General features: G+C 70.3%; 16 protein-coding genes. 12 read left to right on the top strand and 4 right to left on the bottom strand.

Annotated elements, in window-relative coordinates; genetic code table 11:
* Positions 1 to 13 precede the first annotated feature (13 nt).
* Positions 14 to 1,660: a malate synthase A gene (gene aceB / locus ACFY5A_RS01050; protein WP_387231278.1), complete on the bottom strand. Its 1,647-nt coding sequence runs from the start codon at positions 1,658 to 1,660 to the stop codon at positions 14 to 16.
* 140 nt (positions 1,661 to 1,800) lie between these two features.
* On the opposite strand from aceB, the gene ACFY5A_RS01045 reads away from it, so the two are divergent.
* The 6 genes from ACFY5A_RS01045 to ACFY5A_RS01020 all read left to right on the top strand — a co-directional run bounded on the left by ACFY5A_RS01045 (position 1,801) and on the right by ACFY5A_RS01020 (position 8,512).
* Positions 1,801 to 3,252: a helix-turn-helix domain-containing protein gene (locus ACFY5A_RS01045; RefSeq protein WP_387231276.1), complete on the top strand. Its 1,452-nt coding sequence runs from the start codon at positions 1,801 to 1,803 to the stop codon at positions 3,250 to 3,252.
* 177 nt (positions 3,253 to 3,429) lie between these two features.
* Complete coding sequence (locus ACFY5A_RS01040) at positions 3,430 to 4,536, top strand: ABC transporter substrate-binding protein (RefSeq protein ID WP_387231274.1); 1,107 nt, start codon at positions 3,430 to 3,432, stop codon at positions 4,534 to 4,536.
* A complete protein-coding gene (locus tag ACFY5A_RS01035; protein ID WP_387231272.1) occupies positions 4,536 to 5,333 on the top strand; it encodes an ABC transporter ATP-binding protein in 798 nt (265 codons plus the stop codon). Before ACFY5A_RS01040 ends, ACFY5A_RS01035 begins: the two co-directional genes overlap by 1 nt.
* The gene (locus ACFY5A_RS01030) at positions 5,326 to 6,174 is read left to right on the top strand and encodes an ABC transporter permease (protein ID WP_341941443.1); all 849 of its coding nucleotides are present in this window, start codon (positions 5,326 to 5,328) and stop codon (positions 6,172 to 6,174) included. The genes ACFY5A_RS01035 and ACFY5A_RS01030 overlap by 8 nt, the downstream gene beginning before the upstream one ends.
* 93 nt (positions 6,175 to 6,267) lie before the next feature.
* The gene (locus tag ACFY5A_RS01025; protein WP_341941444.1) at positions 6,268 to 7,635 is read left to right on the top strand and encodes an NtaA/DmoA family FMN-dependent monooxygenase; all 1,368 of its coding nucleotides are present in this window, start codon (positions 6,268 to 6,270) and stop codon (positions 7,633 to 7,635) included.
* Positions 7,628 to 8,512: a ribokinase gene (locus ACFY5A_RS01020; protein ID WP_341941445.1), complete on the top strand. Its 885-nt coding sequence runs from the start codon at positions 7,628 to 7,630 to the stop codon at positions 8,510 to 8,512. Before ACFY5A_RS01025 ends, ACFY5A_RS01020 begins: the two co-directional genes overlap by 8 nt.
* A 29-nt stretch (positions 8,513 to 8,541) precedes the next feature.
* Here ACFY5A_RS01020 and ACFY5A_RS01015 read toward each other — a convergent pair whose 3' ends face one another.
* Entirely contained in the window at positions 8,542 to 9,129 is a 588-nt protein-coding gene (locus ACFY5A_RS01015; protein WP_341941446.1) for a PadR family transcriptional regulator, read from the bottom strand.
* A 104-nt stretch (positions 9,130 to 9,233) separates the two neighbouring features.
* Between ACFY5A_RS01015 and ACFY5A_RS01010 the strand changes: the two genes are divergently transcribed.
* Positions 9,234 to 9,746, top strand: a complete 513-nt coding sequence (locus ACFY5A_RS01010; protein WP_341941447.1) for a flavin reductase family protein — start codon at positions 9,234 to 9,236, stop codon at positions 9,744 to 9,746.
* The gene (locus tag ACFY5A_RS01005) at positions 9,743 to 10,138 is read left to right on the top strand and encodes a riboflavin kinase (protein ID WP_341941448.1); all 396 of its coding nucleotides are present in this window, start codon (positions 9,743 to 9,745) and stop codon (positions 10,136 to 10,138) included. The genes ACFY5A_RS01010 and ACFY5A_RS01005 overlap by 4 nt, the downstream gene beginning before the upstream one ends.
* Before the next feature lie 20 nt (positions 10,139 to 10,158).
* Here ACFY5A_RS01005 and ACFY5A_RS01000 read toward each other — a convergent pair whose 3' ends face one another.
* A complete protein-coding gene (locus ACFY5A_RS01000) occupies positions 10,159 to 10,716 on the bottom strand; it encodes a TetR/AcrR family transcriptional regulator (protein ID WP_105673599.1) in 558 nt (185 codons plus the stop codon).
* Between the two features lie 55 nt (positions 10,717 to 10,771).
* Between ACFY5A_RS01000 and ACFY5A_RS00995 the strand changes: the two genes are divergently transcribed.
* The gene (locus ACFY5A_RS00995; RefSeq protein ID WP_387231268.1) at positions 10,772 to 11,476 is read left to right on the top strand and encodes an MBL fold metallo-hydrolase; all 705 of its coding nucleotides are present in this window, start codon (positions 10,772 to 10,774) and stop codon (positions 11,474 to 11,476) included.
* 2 nt (positions 11,477 to 11,478) lie between these two features.
* Here the strand turns inward: ACFY5A_RS00995 and ACFY5A_RS00990 are convergent, their stop codons facing one another.
* The gene (locus tag ACFY5A_RS00990; protein WP_341941451.1) at positions 11,479 to 12,990 is read right to left on the bottom strand and encodes a PucR family transcriptional regulator ligand-binding domain-containing protein; all 1,512 of its coding nucleotides are present in this window, start codon (positions 12,988 to 12,990) and stop codon (positions 11,479 to 11,481) included.
* 94 nt (positions 12,991 to 13,084) lie between these two features.
* On the opposite strand from ACFY5A_RS00990, the gene gabT reads away from it, so the two are divergent.
* The 3 genes from gabT to ACFY5A_RS00975 all read left to right on the top strand — a co-directional run bounded on the left by gabT (position 13,085) and on the right by ACFY5A_RS00975 (position 16,840).
* Positions 13,085 to 14,452, top strand: a complete 1,368-nt coding sequence (gene gabT / locus ACFY5A_RS00985) for a 4-aminobutyrate--2-oxoglutarate transaminase (RefSeq protein WP_105673593.1) — start codon at positions 13,085 to 13,087, stop codon at positions 14,450 to 14,452.
* Positions 14,453 to 14,597: 145 nt separating this feature from the next.
* On the top strand, positions 14,598 to 15,962 hold the full coding sequence (locus tag ACFY5A_RS00980; protein ID WP_105673591.1) for an NAD(P)/FAD-dependent oxidoreductase: 1,365 nt from the start codon (positions 14,598 to 14,600) through the stop codon (positions 15,960 to 15,962).
* Positions 15,962 to 16,840, top strand: coding sequence for a universal stress protein (locus tag ACFY5A_RS00975; RefSeq protein ID WP_105673589.1), 879 nt, complete (start codon positions 15,962 to 15,964; stop codon positions 16,838 to 16,840). Before ACFY5A_RS00980 ends, ACFY5A_RS00975 begins: the two co-directional genes overlap by 1 nt.

Here is a 16,840-nt window from a genome sequence, read left to right as displayed (position 1 = left end):
TGTGATGAGCGGGTCAGTTGTTCTCGATGAGGTAGCGCGAGTAGGCGCCCAGGGTGAGGAAGGTGGGGAACTCCTCGTGCAGCGCGACCTCCCGGAAGACGTCGGCGGCGTCGTCGAAGCGGTCTCCCGCCGACCGCGTGGCCTGGGCGAGGATCTCCCGGATCAGGCTCTCGACGTACTCCGCGGTGATCGCGGTGCCGTCTTCGGTGGTGCGGTCCTGGTGGATCCACTGCCACACCTGGGAGCGGCTGATCTCGGCGGTCGCCGCGTCCTCCATCAGGTTGTCGATGGCGACGGCGCCCTGCCCGCGGAGCCAGGCCTCGAGGTAGCGGATGGCCACCGAGACGTTGTCGCGCACGCCCTGCGCCGTGATCGGGCGCCCGATGTGCAGGTCGAGCAGGTCGGATGCCGAGACCGACACGTCCTCGCGGAGACGGTCGACCTGGTTCGGCCGGTCGCCGAGCACGGCGTCGAACTCGGCCTGCGCGGTGGCGATCAGGTCGGGGTGCGCCACCCAGGTGCCGTCGAAGCCGTCCGCGGCCTCGCGCTTCTTGTCGGCCGACACCTTCTCGATCGCCCGTGCGGTGACCTCGGGGTCGCGACGGTTGGGGATGAAGGCGCTCATGCCGCCGATCGCGTATGCGCCGCGCTTGTGGCACGTCTGCACGAGCAGTTCGGTGTAGGCCCGCATGAAGGGCACCGTCATGGTGACCTCGCTGCGGTCGGGGAGCACGAACCGGGCGCCGCGGCCGCGGTAGTTCTTGATGATCGAGAAGATGTAGTCCCAGCGACCGGCGTTGAGGCCGGCGCAGTGGTCGCGCAGCTCGTACAGGATCTCGTCCATCTCGAACGCCGCGGGCAGCGTCTCGATGAGCACGGTCGCGCGGATCGTGCCGTGCGGGATCCCGATGTACTCCTCGCTGAAGCTGAAGATGTCGTCCCACAGCTTCGCCTCCTCGCTCGACTCGAGCTTGGCGATGTAGAAGTACGGGCCGCGGCCCGACTCGATCAGAGCCAGCGCGTTGTGCACGAAGTAGAGGCCGAAGTCGACCAACGAGCCGGATGCCGACATCCGCCGACCTGCGCGGTCGGTGAACTCGATGTGCTTCTCGGTGAGGTGCCAGCCCCGAGGGCGCATCACGATCGTGGGCGTCCGCTCGGCGGTCACGCGGTACTCCTTGCCCTCGGGGGAGGTGAAGGAGAGCTCGCCGCGGATCGCGTCGCGCAGGGACAGCTGGCCCTCGACGACGTTCTTCCAGGTGGGGCTGGTGGCGTCCTCCTGGTCGGCCAGCCAGACCCGGGCGCCCGAGTTCAGGGCGTTGATGGTCATCTTCGGGTCGGTGGGTCCGGTGATCTCGACGCGGCGGTCCTCGAGGCCGGGTCCGGGGCCGGCGACGCGCCAGTCGGCGTCCTCGCGGATGTGCGCGGTCTCCTCGCGGAACCGCGGGTCGTGGCCGTTGCCGATCTCGAAGCGGCGGCGCATCCGGTCGGCGAGCCGGTCGTGGCGACGCCCGCCGAAGCGGTGGTGCAGCTCGGTGAGGAAGGCGAGCGCATCCGGCGTGAGGATCTCGTCGTAGCGATCGCGGATGGGACCTGCGACCGTGATCGCCGGACCCTGCTGCGCCGTCTGGATCGGCGCGGTGACGGTGGGAGTGCTCATGATCAGAAGTCCTTTCTTCGAACGATCCGGCTGCGATGCCGTCTGGCTTGAGACCACTCTGCGTGAAGTTCACGACCCGAATCGACCAAATCCAGAGTGAAGATCGACGGAAATTCTGTTTCTGTGACAGAATCGCCGGCATGACCACCTCAGCCGTCGAAGAAGACGCCGACGCCCTCACGATCGGCCGCCGCATCCGCCAGCTCCGCACCTCGCGCGGGATGACCCTCGACGACCTCGCCGCGGCGGTCGATCGCGCGCCGAGCCAGATGTCGATGGTCGAGACCGGCAAGCGCGAACCCAAGCTCACGCAGCTGCAGGCGATCGCGCGTGCCCTGGGCGTCACGATCGACGCGCTGCTGGAGGGGGAGCCGCTCGACGAGCGCAGTGCGATCGAGATCGCGCTGGAGCGCGCGATGAAGGGGCAGACGTTCCAGGCGCTGGGCATCGAGCCCTTCCGCATCGCCAAGAGCATGCCGACGGACGCCCTCAGGGCGCTGCTGGCTCTGCACGGCGAGATCGACCGCCTCAAGGACGAGAGGGCGGCGACGCCCGAGGAGGCGAGGCGTGCGAACGTCGAGCTGCGTCACCTCATGCGACGGCAGGACAACCACTTCGCCGACCTCGAGGCCAAGGCGTCTGAGATCCTCACCGCCGTCGGCCACTCCGGCGGTCCGCTCACTCAGCGCACGGCATCCGAGATCGCCGCCTACCTCGGCTTCACCCTGCACTACGCCCCCGACCTCCCGCAGACCACGCGCAGCGTCGCCGACCTCGCTAACGGCAGGCTGTACCTCTCGAGCCGCGCGCAGGCGAAGGGCGATGCCCGCACGGCCGTGCTGCAGGCGCTGTCGAGCCGGATGCTGGGGCACGCAGAGCCGCGCAGCTACGCGGAGTTCCTCCGCCAGCGCGTGGAGACGAACTACCTCACCGGCGCCCTGCTCATGCCGGAGGGGCACGTCGTGCCGATGCTGACGGAGGCGAAGTCGCGCAAGGCGATCTCGATCGAGGACCTGCGCGACGCATACTCGGTGTCGTACGAGACGGCGGCGCACCGCTTCACGAACCTCGCGACCCGGCACCTCGACATCCCCGTGCACTTCCTCAAGGTGCACGAGTCGGGCACCATCACCAAGGCCTACGAGAACGACGACGTGAACTTCCCGACCGACCGGTTCGGCGCGATCGAGGGGCAGATGTGCTGCCGGAAGTGGACCAGCCGCGTGGTGTTCGACGAGGACGACCGGTTCAACCCGTACTACCAGTACACCGACACCGGCAACGGGACGTACTGGTGCACCGCCCGCGTCGAGGCGTCGAGCGAGGGGCTGCACTCCGTGAGCGTCGGCGTGCGCTTCGACGACACCAAGTGGTTCGTCGGGCGGGACACCCCGCACCGCGGCGTCTCGAAGCACTCGGTCGAGGTGTGCTGCCGTCGCGCTCCCGCCGAGCTCGAGGAGCGCTGGCGCGAGAACGCCTGGCCGAACGTCAAGACCCCGCGCACCCTGCTCGCGACGCTGCCCACGGGTGCGTTCCCCGGGGTCGACACGACCGACGTGTACGAGTTCCTGGAGGCGCACGCTCCGCGCTGATCCGCTCCCGGTATCCCTCCCGTCTCGAAAGATCCCGGTATCGACGTCTGATACCGGGATCTTTCGCGACGGGAGGCGTCATCGCTTCGTCAAAGTTTAGTTTGATCTTGCTTAGTCAATCTTGACTATGTTACTTTCGACGAGCCATCAACGACGAACGGCCGAGAAGGGACCCTCATGGCTACTTCCCCCGCGGAAACCCGAATCCGCATCGCTGCCACCCTGACGTGCGTTCTCGCTGCCACGCTCACCCTCGGAGCATGCTCCGCACAGAGCCCCGGCAGCGGAACCGCCCCCGCAGACGCAGCTGTCGATGCCGACAGCTGCCAGCGGAATCAGGATGCCGGCACCATCACCTACATCTCCGGCTACGGCTACTCGGCCAGCGCCGGTCAGCTCGACGTGTTCCTCGCGAAGGAGCTCGGCTACTTCGACGACCTCTGCCTCGACGTCGAGATCAACGCCTCCGGAGCGAACGGGCAGCAGCTCGTGGCATCGGGGCAGGCGCAGTTCACCGCGCTCGGCTCGGCATCCGACGTCATGCTCGCCGCCGCCAACAGCAAGAACCTCACGGCGGTGGCCACCTACGGAACCACCTCTCCCTTCTCGATCTTCGGCAACGAGAAGCTCACGAGCCTGAAGGATCTGGAGGGCGGGTCGCTGGGCTACTTCATCAACCTCACCCCGATCGCCTCCGCCATGCTCGACAACGCCGGCGTCGACGTCTCGAAGGTCGAGATGGTCAAGATGACCAACTACGACCCCACCGTCGTCGTGCGGGAGCAGGTCGACGCGATCGTCGGCTACGCCTCCAACCAGCCGGAGTCGCTCAAGGCTCAGGACCTCCCGTTCAGCGAGTTCCTCCCCGCCGACGAGGGCGTCGAGGGCACGTACAACGTGATGGAGGTCAACTCGCGCTTCCTCTCCGAGCACCGCGAGGTCGCCGCCGACTTCATGCGCGCCAGCCTCAAGGCCCTGCAGTACTGCCTCGACGAGTCGGACGCGTGCATCGACACCCTCGCGAAGCTCGCCGAGGACAACAACCAGGGCGCCGCGTTCCCGCGCGACCAGCTCGCCCGCACCTGGGCCGTGGAGTCGGAGTGGGTCCGCACCAGCACCGGCGGTCACCCCGGCGTGCAGACCGAGGCCATGTGGAAGCCCGAGTACGCGCTCGTCGAGAAGTACGGAGACGTCAAGGACCTGCCGAAGATCGCCGACATGATGGACGTCGACCTGGTGGCCGACCTCTACGACGGCGACGAGCTGATCTGGCCGGCGAAGTGATGGCCGCCTCGCAGGGGGCGGGCGTCGAGGTCGCCGGCGTCACCAAGACCTTCGGAGTGGACGGGGCGCGGGTGACCGTGCTCGACGACGTCAGCCTCACCATCGGCATGGGCGAGTTCGTCTCCGTGATCGGACCGAGCGGATGCGGCAAGTCGACGCTCCTCAAGGTGGTCGCCGGGCTCATCGACGCGGACTCCGGAACCGTCACGATCGACGGGGAGAGCGTGAGCGCGGCATCCCGCGACAAGAAGATCGGGCTGGTGCCGCAGTCTCCCGCCCTGCTGCCGTGGAAGACCGTGCGCGAGAACGTCGAGCTGCCGCTGCGGATCAACCGCGGCGCCAACGGAGGGCGCGCGCTGCGCGACCCCGAGGAGCTGCTGTCGACGTTCGGTCTCGGAAAGGCGATGTCGAAGTACCCCGGTCAGCTCTCCGGAGGCATGCAGCAGCGCGCCGCCATCGCCAGGGCCTTCGTGTTCGACCCGGCCATCATGCTGATGGACGAGCCGTTCTCGGCCCTCGACGAGATGAACCGCGACCTGCAGCGGATCGCCCTGCTGGAGTTCTGGCAGTCGAACCGCAAGGCCGTCATGTTCGTGACCCACTCGGTGCCGGAGGCGATCATGCTCTCGGACCGCATCGTGGTGATGGCCGCCCACCCCGGCCGCATCGCGCAGGTGATCGACGTGAACCTGCCGCGCCCCCGCACCGAGGAGGCGTACGCGACGGACGAGTTCCGCGAACTGGAAGGCATCGTGCGCGGTGCGCTGCGCGCGCAGACGGAGAAGGCCCATGTCTGAGATGACGATCCGCGACACCACGGCGACCCTCGCCACCGCCCGCCTGCGGGAGACGCCGCGCCGCGGCATCCCCTCCTGGCTGCGGTGGGGAGCGTGGCTGCCCACCCTCATCACCTTCGCGATCGCGGCCACGCTGTGGCAGCTCGTCGCCTGGTCGAACCCCTACGTCCTCCCCGCGCTGCAGGACATCGGCGCCAGCCTCGCCGGGGACGCGGGCATGTACTGGTCGAACTTCCTCGTCACACTGCTGGAGGTCGTGGTCGGCGCATCCGCCGGCATCCTCGCCGGATTCCTGCTGGCCGTGGTGATGGCGGAGTTCCAGATCATCGAGAAGGCGGTGATGCCGCTCGTGATCATCGTGATGGTGACCCCGATCGTCGCCATCGCCCCCGCCCTGGTGGTGGCGTTCGGCTTCGGCATGGTGCCGAAGTTCATCGTCACCGGGCTCGTGGTGTTCTTCCCGATGCTGGTGAACTCGCTCGCCGGTCTCCGCGACGTCGACCAGCGCGCGCTCGACGTGTTCACGACGCTGCACGCCTCGCGGTGGGAGATCTTCCGCGAGCTGCGCCTCCCGGGGAGCATGCCGTACGTGTTCGCGGGGCTCCGCATCGCGCTCCCGCTCGCCGTCGTCGGCGCCGCGGTCGCGGAGTTCGTCGCCGCCGGTCAGCAGGCCGGTCTCGGCTCGCTCGTCACGACGTCGGCCGCGCAGGCCAACCTGCCGGTGACCTGGGCCAGCATCGCCCTGCTCTGCCTCCTCGGCGTCCTCCTGATCGTGCTCCTCGCGGTCGTGCGCAAGCGCGTCCTGTGGTGGAGCGACGGCGAGGTCACCGCGAAGGGCTGACGCCCGCGAACTCCGATCCGGGGGCGGATGCTCCGCTCCCGGGTTCCTCCGGCATGCCCGGAGACCCTCATCACCCACAAGGAAGGCACGCACATGACCGTCAAGCAGCTGCGCCTCGGCCTCTTCGAGAACGCCCAGGCGAACGACTCCGGAACCGCGACCTGGCGTCACCCCGCCAACGGGCGCTATCTCTTCGACACGCTCGACTACTGGCGCGACACCGCGCGCATGGCGGAGGACGCCGGCTTCGACTTCCTCTTCCTCGCCGATGCGTGGGGGTGGGCTGACGTCGCAGGGGAGCGCCCCGACATCTGCTCGGTGGAGGGACTCGACCTGCCCCGCCTGGATCCCGCGATCATCCTCGGGGCGCTGATCCCCGAGACCACCCGGCTCGGGCTCGTCGCCACCGGTTCGACGCTGCTCGAGCCGCCGTACTCGTTCGCGCGCAGGATGGCGACGCTCGACATCCTGTCCGGCGGGCGCATCGGCTGGAACGTGGTGACCACCGGCACCGCCGACACGGCCGTGCAGGGGTTCGGCGTGCCGATGGTCGGGCACGACGAGCGCTACCTCATGGCGGACGACTTCATGCAGGTCGTCTACAAGCTGTGGGAGCAGGCGTGGGATGAGGGCGCGCTGGAACGCGACAAGTCCGGCCGCTTCGCCGATCCGTCGAAGGTGCACCGCATCGCGCACGACGGCCCGTACTTCCGCTCGCACGGCTACGGCAACACCTCGCGCTCGCCGCAGGGCACCCCCGTGCTGTTCCAGGCCGGGGCATCGCCCGCCGGTCGCGAGTTCGGCGGCAAGCACGGCGAGGCGATCTTCGTCGGCGCCGGCAGCGTCGAGCAGCTCCGCGCCCACTCCGTCGCGATCCGCGAGGAGGCCGTGAAGAACGGCCGCGCGGCGCACGAGGTGAAGATCATGTCGGCCTTCGCCGCCGTCGTCGGAAGCACCGAGGAGGAGGCGCGGCGCACCTACGCAGAGGTCGCCGACGCGCAGAACCCCGAGGTCACGGTCGCCTCCTACGCGTGGTTCACGGGCCTCGACCTGTCGTCGTACGCGCCGGAGACGCCGATGGCGGAGCTGAGCACCGAGCTGTCGCAGACCCAGGTCGCGCGCTTCGCCGACAAGACCGTCGGAGACGTGCTGGGCGACTGGCACGCGCACGGCGTCGGAGCGCGGCCGATCGTGGGCACGCCCGAGCAGATCGCCGACCGCATGATCGAGCTCGCCGAGGGGGCCGATCTCGACGGCTTCCTCTTCTCGCCGGTGATCCCGCCCGCCTCCACCGCGGACTTCATCGAGCACGTGCTGCCGATCCTCAAGGAGCGCGGCGCGATCGCGGAGCCCTCCAGTGAGCCGCAGTCGCTGCGCGAGCGGCTGATGGGCACGTCGAGTCCTGCTCTGGCGGAGTCGCACACCGGGTCGTCGTACCGGGGGGCCCTCTCGCGTGTCTGAGAGCCTCTCCGGCGTCGCCGTGGTGGGGAGCGCGAACCTCGACCTCGTGGTCGAGGTGGCGCGCCCCCCGCTCGTCGGCGAGACGCTGCTCGGACGAGCGGCCGGCCGCTTCTCCGGAGGCAAGGGCCTCAATCAGGCGGTCGCCGCGGCCCGCAGCGGCGCGGACGTCCGCTTCTGCGGGTCGGTCGGCGCCGACGAGGCGGGAGACCTGCTGCGACGGACGCTCGTGGACGCGGGCGTGGCAGCGGGCCTCCGGAGGACGGATGCCGTCCCCACCGGCGTCGCGCACATCCTGGCCCTGCCTGACGGCGACAACAGCATCGTGGTCGCCGCCGGTGCGAACGAGGAGCTCACCGCCGAGGACGCCGTGTCCGGCGTCGCCGGGGCCGCCGTGGTGCTCGCCCAGCTCGAGGTGCCGCCGGAGACCGTCGACGCGGCGCTGCGGGCCGGGCGGGACGCCGGTGCGCGGACGCTCCTGAACGCGGCCCCGGCGGCGGAGTCCGCACTCACGCTCCTGGCCCTCGTCGACGTCCTCATCGTCAACGAGACCGAATGCGCGGAGCTCGGCGGCGCGGATCGACTGCACGCGGCGGGCGCCGAGACCATCGTGCTCACGCGCGGCGGCGACGGGGTCGAGCTGCACAGAGCGGGGGAGCCCGTGCTGCGCATCCCGGCGTTCCCCATCGACCCCGTCGACACGACCGGAGCCGGTGACGCGTTCTGCGGAGCGCTCGCCGCGGCGCTCGCCGCCGGCGTCGCCATCGAGGAGGCCCTGCTCACGGCATCCGCTGCCGGGGCGATCGTGGCGCTGCACCGCGGCGCGAACACCACCGCGCTCGCTCCGGCGGCTCTGGCCGCTCTCGTCGCGACGCGCTGAGCGCCGCGCGCTCAGCGCCGAGGTGTGGGCTAGTCCGCTGCGGCCGCCGCGGGCTCCTCGCCGGCGAACACGTACTCGCCCTGCCGGAGGCGGTCGAGGAGATCGAGCAGCCACTGCTTCTCGGCGGTGAGCCGGGCGGTGGAGAGGTCGAAGATCTCTCGGACGTACTTCGGCGTCGTCTCCGAGCGGAGCGTGTCCTGCACGTCGAAGCCGTTGGCGGTGATGATGGCATCGCTCTTGATGAGGCGGTGCTCGAGGCCCGCGATGACCTCCTGGCGGCTCAGCACGAACATGAACGAGGCGATCGTCATGATCGCCTGGGTGTCGAACGGAGCGACGTTCCAGAGGTTCTCGCGCAGCATCCGCTGCAGCTCCACCTCCCCGGCCGGGGTGATGCGGTAGGTGGTGCGAGCGGGGCGCTTGCCCTCGGTCTCGGTGCCGCTCTCGGCGACGTAGCCGTCGACCTCGAGGGCGCGCAGGGCGTTGTAGATCGAGCCGGGCTGGATGTGCGCCCACTCGTCGACGTGCCAGGTCATCAGCTCGCGTCGGAGGAAGTAGCCGTGCACGGGTTGGAACTGCTTCACGGCGCCGAGGACGACGAGGCGGGTGGTCGACATGCCCTCATGCTAACGGCTCGATCGTCGAGAACCGGCTTGTTTGCATGGTCAAAGTTACGTACAATCTGAACTAGTCAAAGTTGACTAAATGAAAGGAACCCGAAATGACGACTGCGGCGCCCGAAGTCCTTCCCCGCGATATCGCCCTGCGTCGGGCCTTCTCGATCTACCCGACCGGCGTCGTGGCGCTGGCGGCGGAGGTGGAAGGGCGTGCCGTCGGCATGGCGGTCAACTCGTTCACGTCGATCTCGCTGGAACCCGCGCTCGTGGCGATCAGCGCCGCGCGCACGTCGAAGACCTGGCCGGTGCTGCGGGCCGTGCCCGAGCTCGGCATGAGCGTCCTCGCCGCCCACCACGAGCCGCTGAGCCGCATGCTCTCCTCCCGCGAGGGTGACCGCTTCGGCCAGCACGGGTGGCGCGCGACCGACGGCGGCGCGATCCTCATCGAGGACGCGGCGCTCTGGTTGACCTGCCGCCTGCACAGCACCTTCGACGGCGGAGACCACGAGATCGCTCTGTACGAGATCGCCGACATCAGCGTGTTCGGCGAGGTCGAGCCGCTCGTGTTCCATCAGAGCCGCTACCGCACGATCGCGACCTCCGAGATCGGGGAGTGAACCCGCCGCACCCCCGGTCGATCGCAGGCGAGGTGATCCCCGGAGACGGCAGGGGGAGGGGGCTCGGCATCCCCACGGCGAACCTCTCCTGCGACGGCGCCGACCTGCCCGACGACGGCATCTACGCGGCCAGGGTGGGGATCGACGGCGCCGATCCGCGGATGCCGGCCACGGTCAGCGTCGGCACGAACCCCACGTTCGCGGGGGAGCGGCCCCGCAGGGTCGAGGTGCACGTGCACGACGTCGACCTCGACCTCTACGGGCGGCGCCTCGACGTCGTGCTGATCGCCTTCCTGCGGCCGACCCTGCGCTTCGCCGACGTGGCCGAGCTCGTCGCGCAGTCGGAGCGCGACATCGCCGGATGCCGGCGGGTGCTCGCCGGGCAGGACTGAGCGGATCCGTCCTGCCCGGGTCACGCCCCGATGCCGCGCAGCACGATCTCGAGGCCGTGCTCGAATGCGGTGTCGACGTCGCCGCCCTGGCGGAAGCCGCCGTTCTGCTCCATCGTGCTGAAGCCGTAGGCCCACGCCGTGAGGGTGCGCGCGGACGACAGCGGATCGTCGGGGGAGATGCGGCGCACCGTGTCGAGCAGCATGGTCATGAGCGGAGCGATCGTCTCGGGCGAGGGGGTCGCGAGCGGTGCGGGGGCGCAGAACAGCAGCGTGGTGATGTTCGGGGAGCGCGCGGCCAGTGCCCGCAGCGCGCGGGCGGCTCCGGCCAGCACGTCCCGCGGCTCGTCCGACGCCGCCGCGATGGCCGAGATCTCCTCGCCCAGTTCGGTCGCCGCGTCATCGGCGGCGAGGCGCAGCAGCTCGTGCCGGTTCGCCGCGCGCTTGTACAGGCTCGGCGCGCGGACGCCGACGGATGCCGCGACCGTGCTCATGGTGACGGCATCCAGTCCGTCGCGCTCGGCGATGGATCGGATGGCGGCGACGAGCTCGGGAGTGCTCACTCTCTGCGGTGCGGGCATGCCCCCAGCATATGGCTATTGACTGTAGCCATCAAGGCTATGTATCGTAGCCAACATGACCGCACAGCTGCTCCGCATCGGCGACGACATCATCGCCATCCACGCCGTCGTGACCGACGAGGGCGTGACGCTCATCGACGCCGGACTCTCCGGCGACCTCGGCATGCTCCGCGCCGCACTCCGCGACGCAGGGCGCTCGCTCTCCGACATCCGCGGCATCGTGCTGACCCACGGCGACGTCGACCACATCGGCATCGCCGAGCAGCTGCGCGCAGAGCACGGCATCCCGATCCACATCCTCGGCCTCGACGAGGACCTGGCGACGGGCCGCACGACCAAGAAGGTCAAGGCCGGGGAGTGGCGCATCGGTCCGGTGCTGCGGTTCCTCTGGAGCACGCTGCGCCGAGGAGGTCTGCGCACGCAGCGTCCGCTCGAACTGCACGCCGTCTCCGACGGCGACGTGCTCGACCTCCCCGGGCGCCCAGAGTTCATCGCGACCCCCGGTCACACGCGGGGGTCGGCCGCGATCCGCGTGCCGGTCGTCGACGCGCTCTTCCTCGGCGACGCCATCACCACCCGCCACGTGCTCACGGGGGAGGGAGGGGCACGACTCGCCCCCTTCAGCGAGGACACCGCCGAGACCCGCCGCAGTCTGGAGAGGCTCAGGGACCTCCCCGAGACCCGCATCTTCCCCGGCCACGGCCCCGAGTTCACCGGCACGGCAGCGGCGCTGCTCGACGCCCTCGACGCGCGCGGCTGACCTCAGTCCCGCGCGGTCTGCAGCAGCGTCCACGCCTCCGCGCGGGCGGGGAAGGACCCCAGGTCGATTCCGAGCAGGACACCGGCCTGCGAGATCCGCGAACGCAGCGTGTGGCGGTGCACGCCCAGCGCGAGCGCCGCCGGCTCGGCGCGGGCGTCGTGCTCGAGCCACGTCCGCAGCGCGTGCTCCAGGTCGCTGCCCGTCGCCGCGTCGTGGTCGCGCAGCGGGGCGAGCCGGGACTCGGCGACCAGCCGCGCCTCGTCGGTCGCGAGGGCGCTGAGGATGCTCGACCCCACCGTGTCCGCGTAGCGGAAGGCGCCGACGTCGCCCTGCTGGCGCAGTGAGGTCAGGGCCTGCGCGTGCGCACGGGTGAACGCATCGTACGACTCCGGCTCGGAGACCCCGAGGCGGATGCCGAACCGCGAGGCCGCGTCGTCGAACAGGTGCTCGTCTCCGGCGGAGACGCACATCACGACCCCCTCGACGGACTCGGCGACGAAGGACGCCGTGCCGTGGTCTGCGCGGCGGCGCTCCCACCAGTCGACGAGAGGCCCCGCGGGGGCGTCGGAGGCCACGGCGACGACCATCGGCGCCTGCGGGACACCGCCGAGCACCCTCCTGGCGAGGGCCGGGTCGTCGGTCAGGAGCGATCCGAGGAGCTGCGTGTGCAGGCGTCTGCGGCTGCGGGCGAGCTGCTCGCTCTGCTCCATCGCGAGGCCGGCCATGGCGATCACCGACGTCACGACGGTGCGCGCCTCGGAGTCGATCGCATCGACGGCGAGGGCGATCACCCCGCGGAGCTGTCCGCCCCGCCCCACGGTGAACAGCATGAACGTCTGTCCGTCGATGCTCAGCGACTGGCCGGCCTCGAGGCCCCGCGTGAGCACCTCGACGACCTGCCCGCCGAGCCCGGAGAGCACCTCGGGCGAGATGCCCTCGCGTGGATGCGACAGCGTGAGCGCACCGGCGGCGTCGTACATTCCGACCCACGCATCGAGCCGGCGGCCGAGCTCGGCGATCGTCGCGTCGAGTCCGTGCGGGCGCAGCGCGGCCAGGGCCAGCGCCCGCTGCGTGTCGAGGGCCCACGAGCGGCGCGCGTACGCCTGGGCGGCGATCGCCTCGGAGTGCGCCCGCGCGACCGCGATGAACGGGGTGCGGTACGGGACCTCGAACAGCGGCATCCCTCGTGCGGCGCACGCCGCGATCAGCTCCTCGGGGATGCCGGCCCTGTGCACCTCGGTGCCGAAGCCGAGGCCGAGCACGCCGCGGTCGGAGAGCCGACCCACATAGGTGTCGATGCTCGCCTCGTCGTCGAACTGCGTCCCCGTGGTCAGGAGCGCCAGGTCCTCGGAGAGGAACGGCGTGGGATCGGCGAGATCGGAGCTGTGGACCCAGCGCAGCGGGCGGTCGAGCGCGCCCTCCGGCAACGCTTCCTCCGCGGACACCAGGGCCAGCCCCAGGTCACGGCGGGCGAGCAGCGCGCGCAGCGCGGGGTGCTCTGTTGTGGTGGGCACGGCGCTCCTTCGATGTACACTCCGGAGAATCTTCTCCACAGATTGTACAGTTCGGCGAATGCAGCGGCATCCGGACCCGGAATACGCTCGCGGCATGGCACTCCTCGACACCGCAGCTGTAGCAGTTCCCCTCGGCGGACCCGAGCTCCCCCAGGAGCGTCGCCTCGTCACCGAGCTCCCCGGCCCCCGCTCCGCCGAGATCCTCGCCCGCAAGGCGGATGCCGTGGCGGCGGGCGTCGGACACACCGTTCCGGTCGCGGCCGTCGCCGCAGGCGGAGGCGTCGTCGTCGACGCCGACGGCAACTCGCTCATCGACCTCGGCTCCGGCATCGCCGTGACCACCGTGGGCAACGCGCATCCGAAGGTGGCCGCAGCCGTCGCCGCCCAGGCGGCGCAGTTCACCCACACCTGCTTCATGGTCTCGCCCTACGAGTCGTACATCGGCGTCGCCGAGGCGCTCAACCGCATCACCCCCGGTGACTTCGCCAAGAAGAGCGCGCTGTTCAACTCGGGCGCGGAGGCCGTCGAGAACGCGATCAAGATCGCCCGCAAGCACACCGGCCGCCAGGCCGTCGTGGCCTTCGACCACGGCTACCACGGCCGCACCAACCTGACCATGGCGCTGACCGCCAAGTCGATGCCCTACAAGAGCGGCTTCGGACCGTTCGCGCCCGAGGTGTACCGCGCCACCGCGTCGTACCCCTTCCGCGACGGACTCAGCGGCGCAGAGGCTGCGGCCCGCGCGATCCTCCAGCTCGAGAAGCAGATCGGCGCAGAGAACCTCGCCGCCGTCATCATCGAGCCGATCCAGGGCGAGGGCGGCTTCATCGTCCCCGCCGACGGGTTCCTCCCCGCGATCGTCGACTGGTGCCGTGCCAACGGCGTCGTCTTCATCGCCGACGAGGTGCAGACCGGCTTCGCCCGCACCGGAGCCATGTTCGCCAGCGAGATCTTCGGCATCGAGCCCGACCTCATCACCACGGCCAAGGGCATCGCCGGCGGACTTCCGCTCGCCGCGGTCACCGGCCGGGCCGAGATCATGGACGCCTCGCACTCGGGTGGCCTCGGCGGCACCTACGGAGGCAACCCGATCGCGTGCGCCGCGGCGCTGGCCGCGATCGACGTGTTCGAGAACGACGGCATGATCGAGCGCGCTCGCGAGATCGGCGACATCCTGAAGGCCCGCCTCGCGGAGATCCAGCAGGGCGACGCCCGCGTCGGCGACATCCGCGGACACGGCGCGATGATCGCGGCGGAGTTCGTGAACCCCGAGACCAAGGCTCCGGATGCCGCTCTCACCGCGGCCGTCGCCAAGGCCTGCATCGCACAGGGCGTCATCGTCCTGACCTGCGGCACCTACGGCAACGTCATCCGCTTCCTCCCGCCGCTGTCCATCGGCGATGACCTTCTGAACGAGGGCATCGACGTCGTCGCAGCGGCGCTCGCGGCCCACCCTGCGTGAGACGGATCGCGCTCTCGCGCGGTCCAGGCGCACAACGGGTCGCGCTCTCGCGCGGCCCAGGCGCACAACAGACGTCCGGTCGCGACTCGTGTCGGGGGATTTCGAGTCGCGGCCGGCATAACCGTTCCAACGAAGGAGTTGCACCATGGCTGAGATCACCCGTGACGTACTGATCATCGGAGCAGGAGCCGCCGGCACCACCGCCGCGAACGACTTGCGCAAGGCCGGCCTCTCTGTGGCCGTGCTCGAGGCGCGCGACCGCATCGGCGGCCGTCTCTGGACCGACGTCATCGACGGCGCCATGCTCGAGATCGGCGGACAGTGGGTCTCTCCCGACCAGGATGCGCTGAAGGACACGATCGAGGAGCTGGGCCTCGAGACCTACAGCCGCTATCGCGAGGGTGACAGCGTGTACGTCGGCCCCGACGGCCAGGTGCACCGCTTCACGGGGGAGATGTTCCCCGTGTCGGCCGAGACCGAGAAGGTCATCGCCGAGATCACCGAGCGTCTCGACGCCATGGTCGCCGAGATCGACCCCGACCAGCCCTGGGCGCACCCCCGTGCCAAGGAGTGGGACTCGGTCACGTGGGACGCGTGGCTGCGCCAGCAGACCGACGATGACGAAGCCGTGCGCAACCTCGCCTTCGCCACCGGGTCCGCGATGCTCACCAAGCCGACGCACTCGTTCTCGCTGCTGCAGTCGCTGCTGATGGCGTCCTCCGCCGGCTCGTACTCCAACCTCGTCGACGCCGACTTCATCCTCGACAAGCGCGTCGTGGGCGGTCTCCAGCAGGTTCCGCTGCTGCTGGCAGAGCGTCTCGGCGACGACGTCTTCCTGAACCAGCCGGTGCGCACCCTCGAGTGGAGCGACTCCGGCGTCGTCGCGACCACCGACGAGCTCACCGTCAAGGCCCGCTATGCGATCCTCGCGTTCGCGCCGGTGCTCTACAACCGCATCTCCTTCGTGCCGGCGCTTCCGCGCCGCCAGCACCAGATGCACCAGCACATCTCCATGGGCTTCGTCATCAAGGTGCACGCGGTCTACGACCGTCCGTTCTGGCGCGAGCAGGGCCTGAGCGGCACGGCCTTCAGCCCCTACGAGCTGTCGCACGAGGCGTACGACAACACCAACCACGGCGACGAGCGCGGCACCCTGGTCGGCTTCGTCAGCGACCAGAACGCCGACGACCTCTTCACGCTCTCGGCTGAGGAGCGCAAGGAGCGCATCCTCGAGTCGCTGTCGCACTACTACGGCCCCGAGGCCAAGAACCCGGTCGTCTACTACGAGAGCGACTGGGGCACCGAGGAGTGGACCCGCGGCGCCTACGCCGCCAGCTTCGACATGGGCGGCCTGCACCGCTACGGCGCCGACCTCCGCGCGGCCGTCGGCCCTCTGCACTTCGCGTGCAGCGACATGGCCGGCGCCGGCTACCAGCACGTCGACGGGGCGATCCGCATGGGCCACCTCGCCGCGTCGAACATCGTGGCCGCGAGCCGCGACGCCGGCTGATGGCCGGAACCATCGTCGTCGGCTACACGGCGACGGACGCGGGAGCGGATGCCGCGGCTCTGGGCGCGCGCCTGGCGCGCAGCCTCGGCGCCTCCCTGCACCTGGTGATCGTGCTGCCCTCCGAGGGCACGCGCAGCCCCATCGTGCCGCCGGAGCGCGCCTATGAAGACCACATCCGCGCGCAGGCGAAGCAGTGGCTGTCGGAGGCCATCATGGCGCTCCCGCAGAACCTCACCCGCTCGGGGCACGTGCGGTTCGGCGAGTCGTTCGCCGAGGGGCTCATCGCCGCCGGCGAGGAGTTCGGCGCACGACTGATCGTCGTCGGAGCTGCGGGCGGAGGCCTCTTCGGGCGTCATCGTCTCGGCAGCGTCGCGTCCGAGCTGCTGCACTCGTCCACCATCCCGGTGGCGCTGGCCCCCGCCGGCGCCGCACAGGAGGACGACCACGTCGTCCCGCGTGTGACGGTGGCCGTCGGCACCCGGCCGGGCGCCGAGGTCCTGCTCGACGAGGCGACGTCCATCGCCGCCGACACCGGCACCGACCTCCGCCTCGTCTCCCTGGTGCCCTTCGACGTGCCCCCGGGGCTCGACACGGGCGCGATCCGCCTGGTCGGCAACGCCCACGCGCACGACGTGCTCGCGGTCGCGAAGGAGATCCTGCCCGACGACCTCGGCGCCGTGATCGAAGAGGCCCCCGGCGACAGCGTCGAGGACGCGGTCGCGAACCTGTCCTGGCTGCCCGGCGAGGTCATCCTCGTCGGATCCTCACGGCTCGCGCAGCCGCGACGCCTGTTCCTCGGCTCCACGGCGGCGAAGATGCTGCACGTGCTGCCCGTTCCCATGATCGTCGTCCCGCGCACCCGCGCGGAAGGAGTGTGA

This window comes from Microbacterium sp. NPDC012755 (assembly GCF_042901325.1).
In the GTDB taxonomy this organism is placed as follows: domain Bacteria; phylum Actinomycetota; class Actinomycetes; order Actinomycetales; family Microbacteriaceae; genus Microbacterium; species Microbacterium natoriense.
Note: the sequence above shows the minus strand (reverse complement) of the source record. Positions and strands in the feature narration are given on the sequence as shown.

Bases quoted from the DNA above. Each gene is read 5' to 3' on its own strand.
- ACFY5A_RS01015 (WP_341941446.1), bottom strand. From the start codon at position 9,129: ATGTCGACCACCCGCCTCGTCGTCCTCGGCGCCGTGAAGCAGTTCCAA.
- aceB (WP_387231278.1), bottom strand. From the start codon at position 1,660: ATGAGCACTCCCACCGTCACCGCGCCGATCCAGACGGCGCAGCAGGGT.
- ACFY5A_RS01010 (WP_341941447.1), top strand. From the start codon at position 9,234: ATGACGACTGCGGCGCCCGAAGTCCTTCCCCGCGATATCGCCCTGCGT.
- ACFY5A_RS01045 (WP_387231276.1), top strand. From the start codon at position 1,801: ATGACCACCTCAGCCGTCGAAGAAGACGCCGACGCCCTCACGATCGGC.
- ACFY5A_RS01000 (WP_105673599.1), bottom strand. From the start codon at position 10,716: ATGCCCGCACCGCAGAGAGTGAGCACTCCCGAGCTCGTCGCCGCCATC.
- ACFY5A_RS01040 (WP_387231274.1), top strand. From the start codon at position 3,430: ATGGCTACTTCCCCCGCGGAAACCCGAATCCGCATCGCTGCCACCCTG.
- ACFY5A_RS00995 (WP_387231268.1), top strand. From the start codon at position 10,772: ATGACCGCACAGCTGCTCCGCATCGGCGACGACATCATCGCCATCCAC.
- ACFY5A_RS01035 (WP_387231272.1), top strand. From the start codon at position 4,536: ATGGCCGCCTCGCAGGGGGCGGGCGTCGAGGTCGCCGGCGTCACCAAG.
- ACFY5A_RS00980 (WP_105673591.1), top strand. From the start codon at position 14,598: ATGGCTGAGATCACCCGTGACGTACTGATCATCGGAGCAGGAGCCGCC.
- ACFY5A_RS01025 (WP_341941444.1), top strand. From the start codon at position 6,268: ATGACCGTCAAGCAGCTGCGCCTCGGCCTCTTCGAGAACGCCCAGGCG.
- ACFY5A_RS00975 (WP_105673589.1), top strand. From the start codon at position 15,962: ATGGCCGGAACCATCGTCGTCGGCTACACGGCGACGGACGCGGGAGCG.
- gabT (WP_105673593.1), top strand. From the start codon at position 13,085: ATGGCACTCCTCGACACCGCAGCTGTAGCAGTTCCCCTCGGCGGACCC.
- ACFY5A_RS01030 (WP_341941443.1), top strand. From the start codon at position 5,326: ATGTCTGAGATGACGATCCGCGACACCACGGCGACCCTCGCCACCGCC.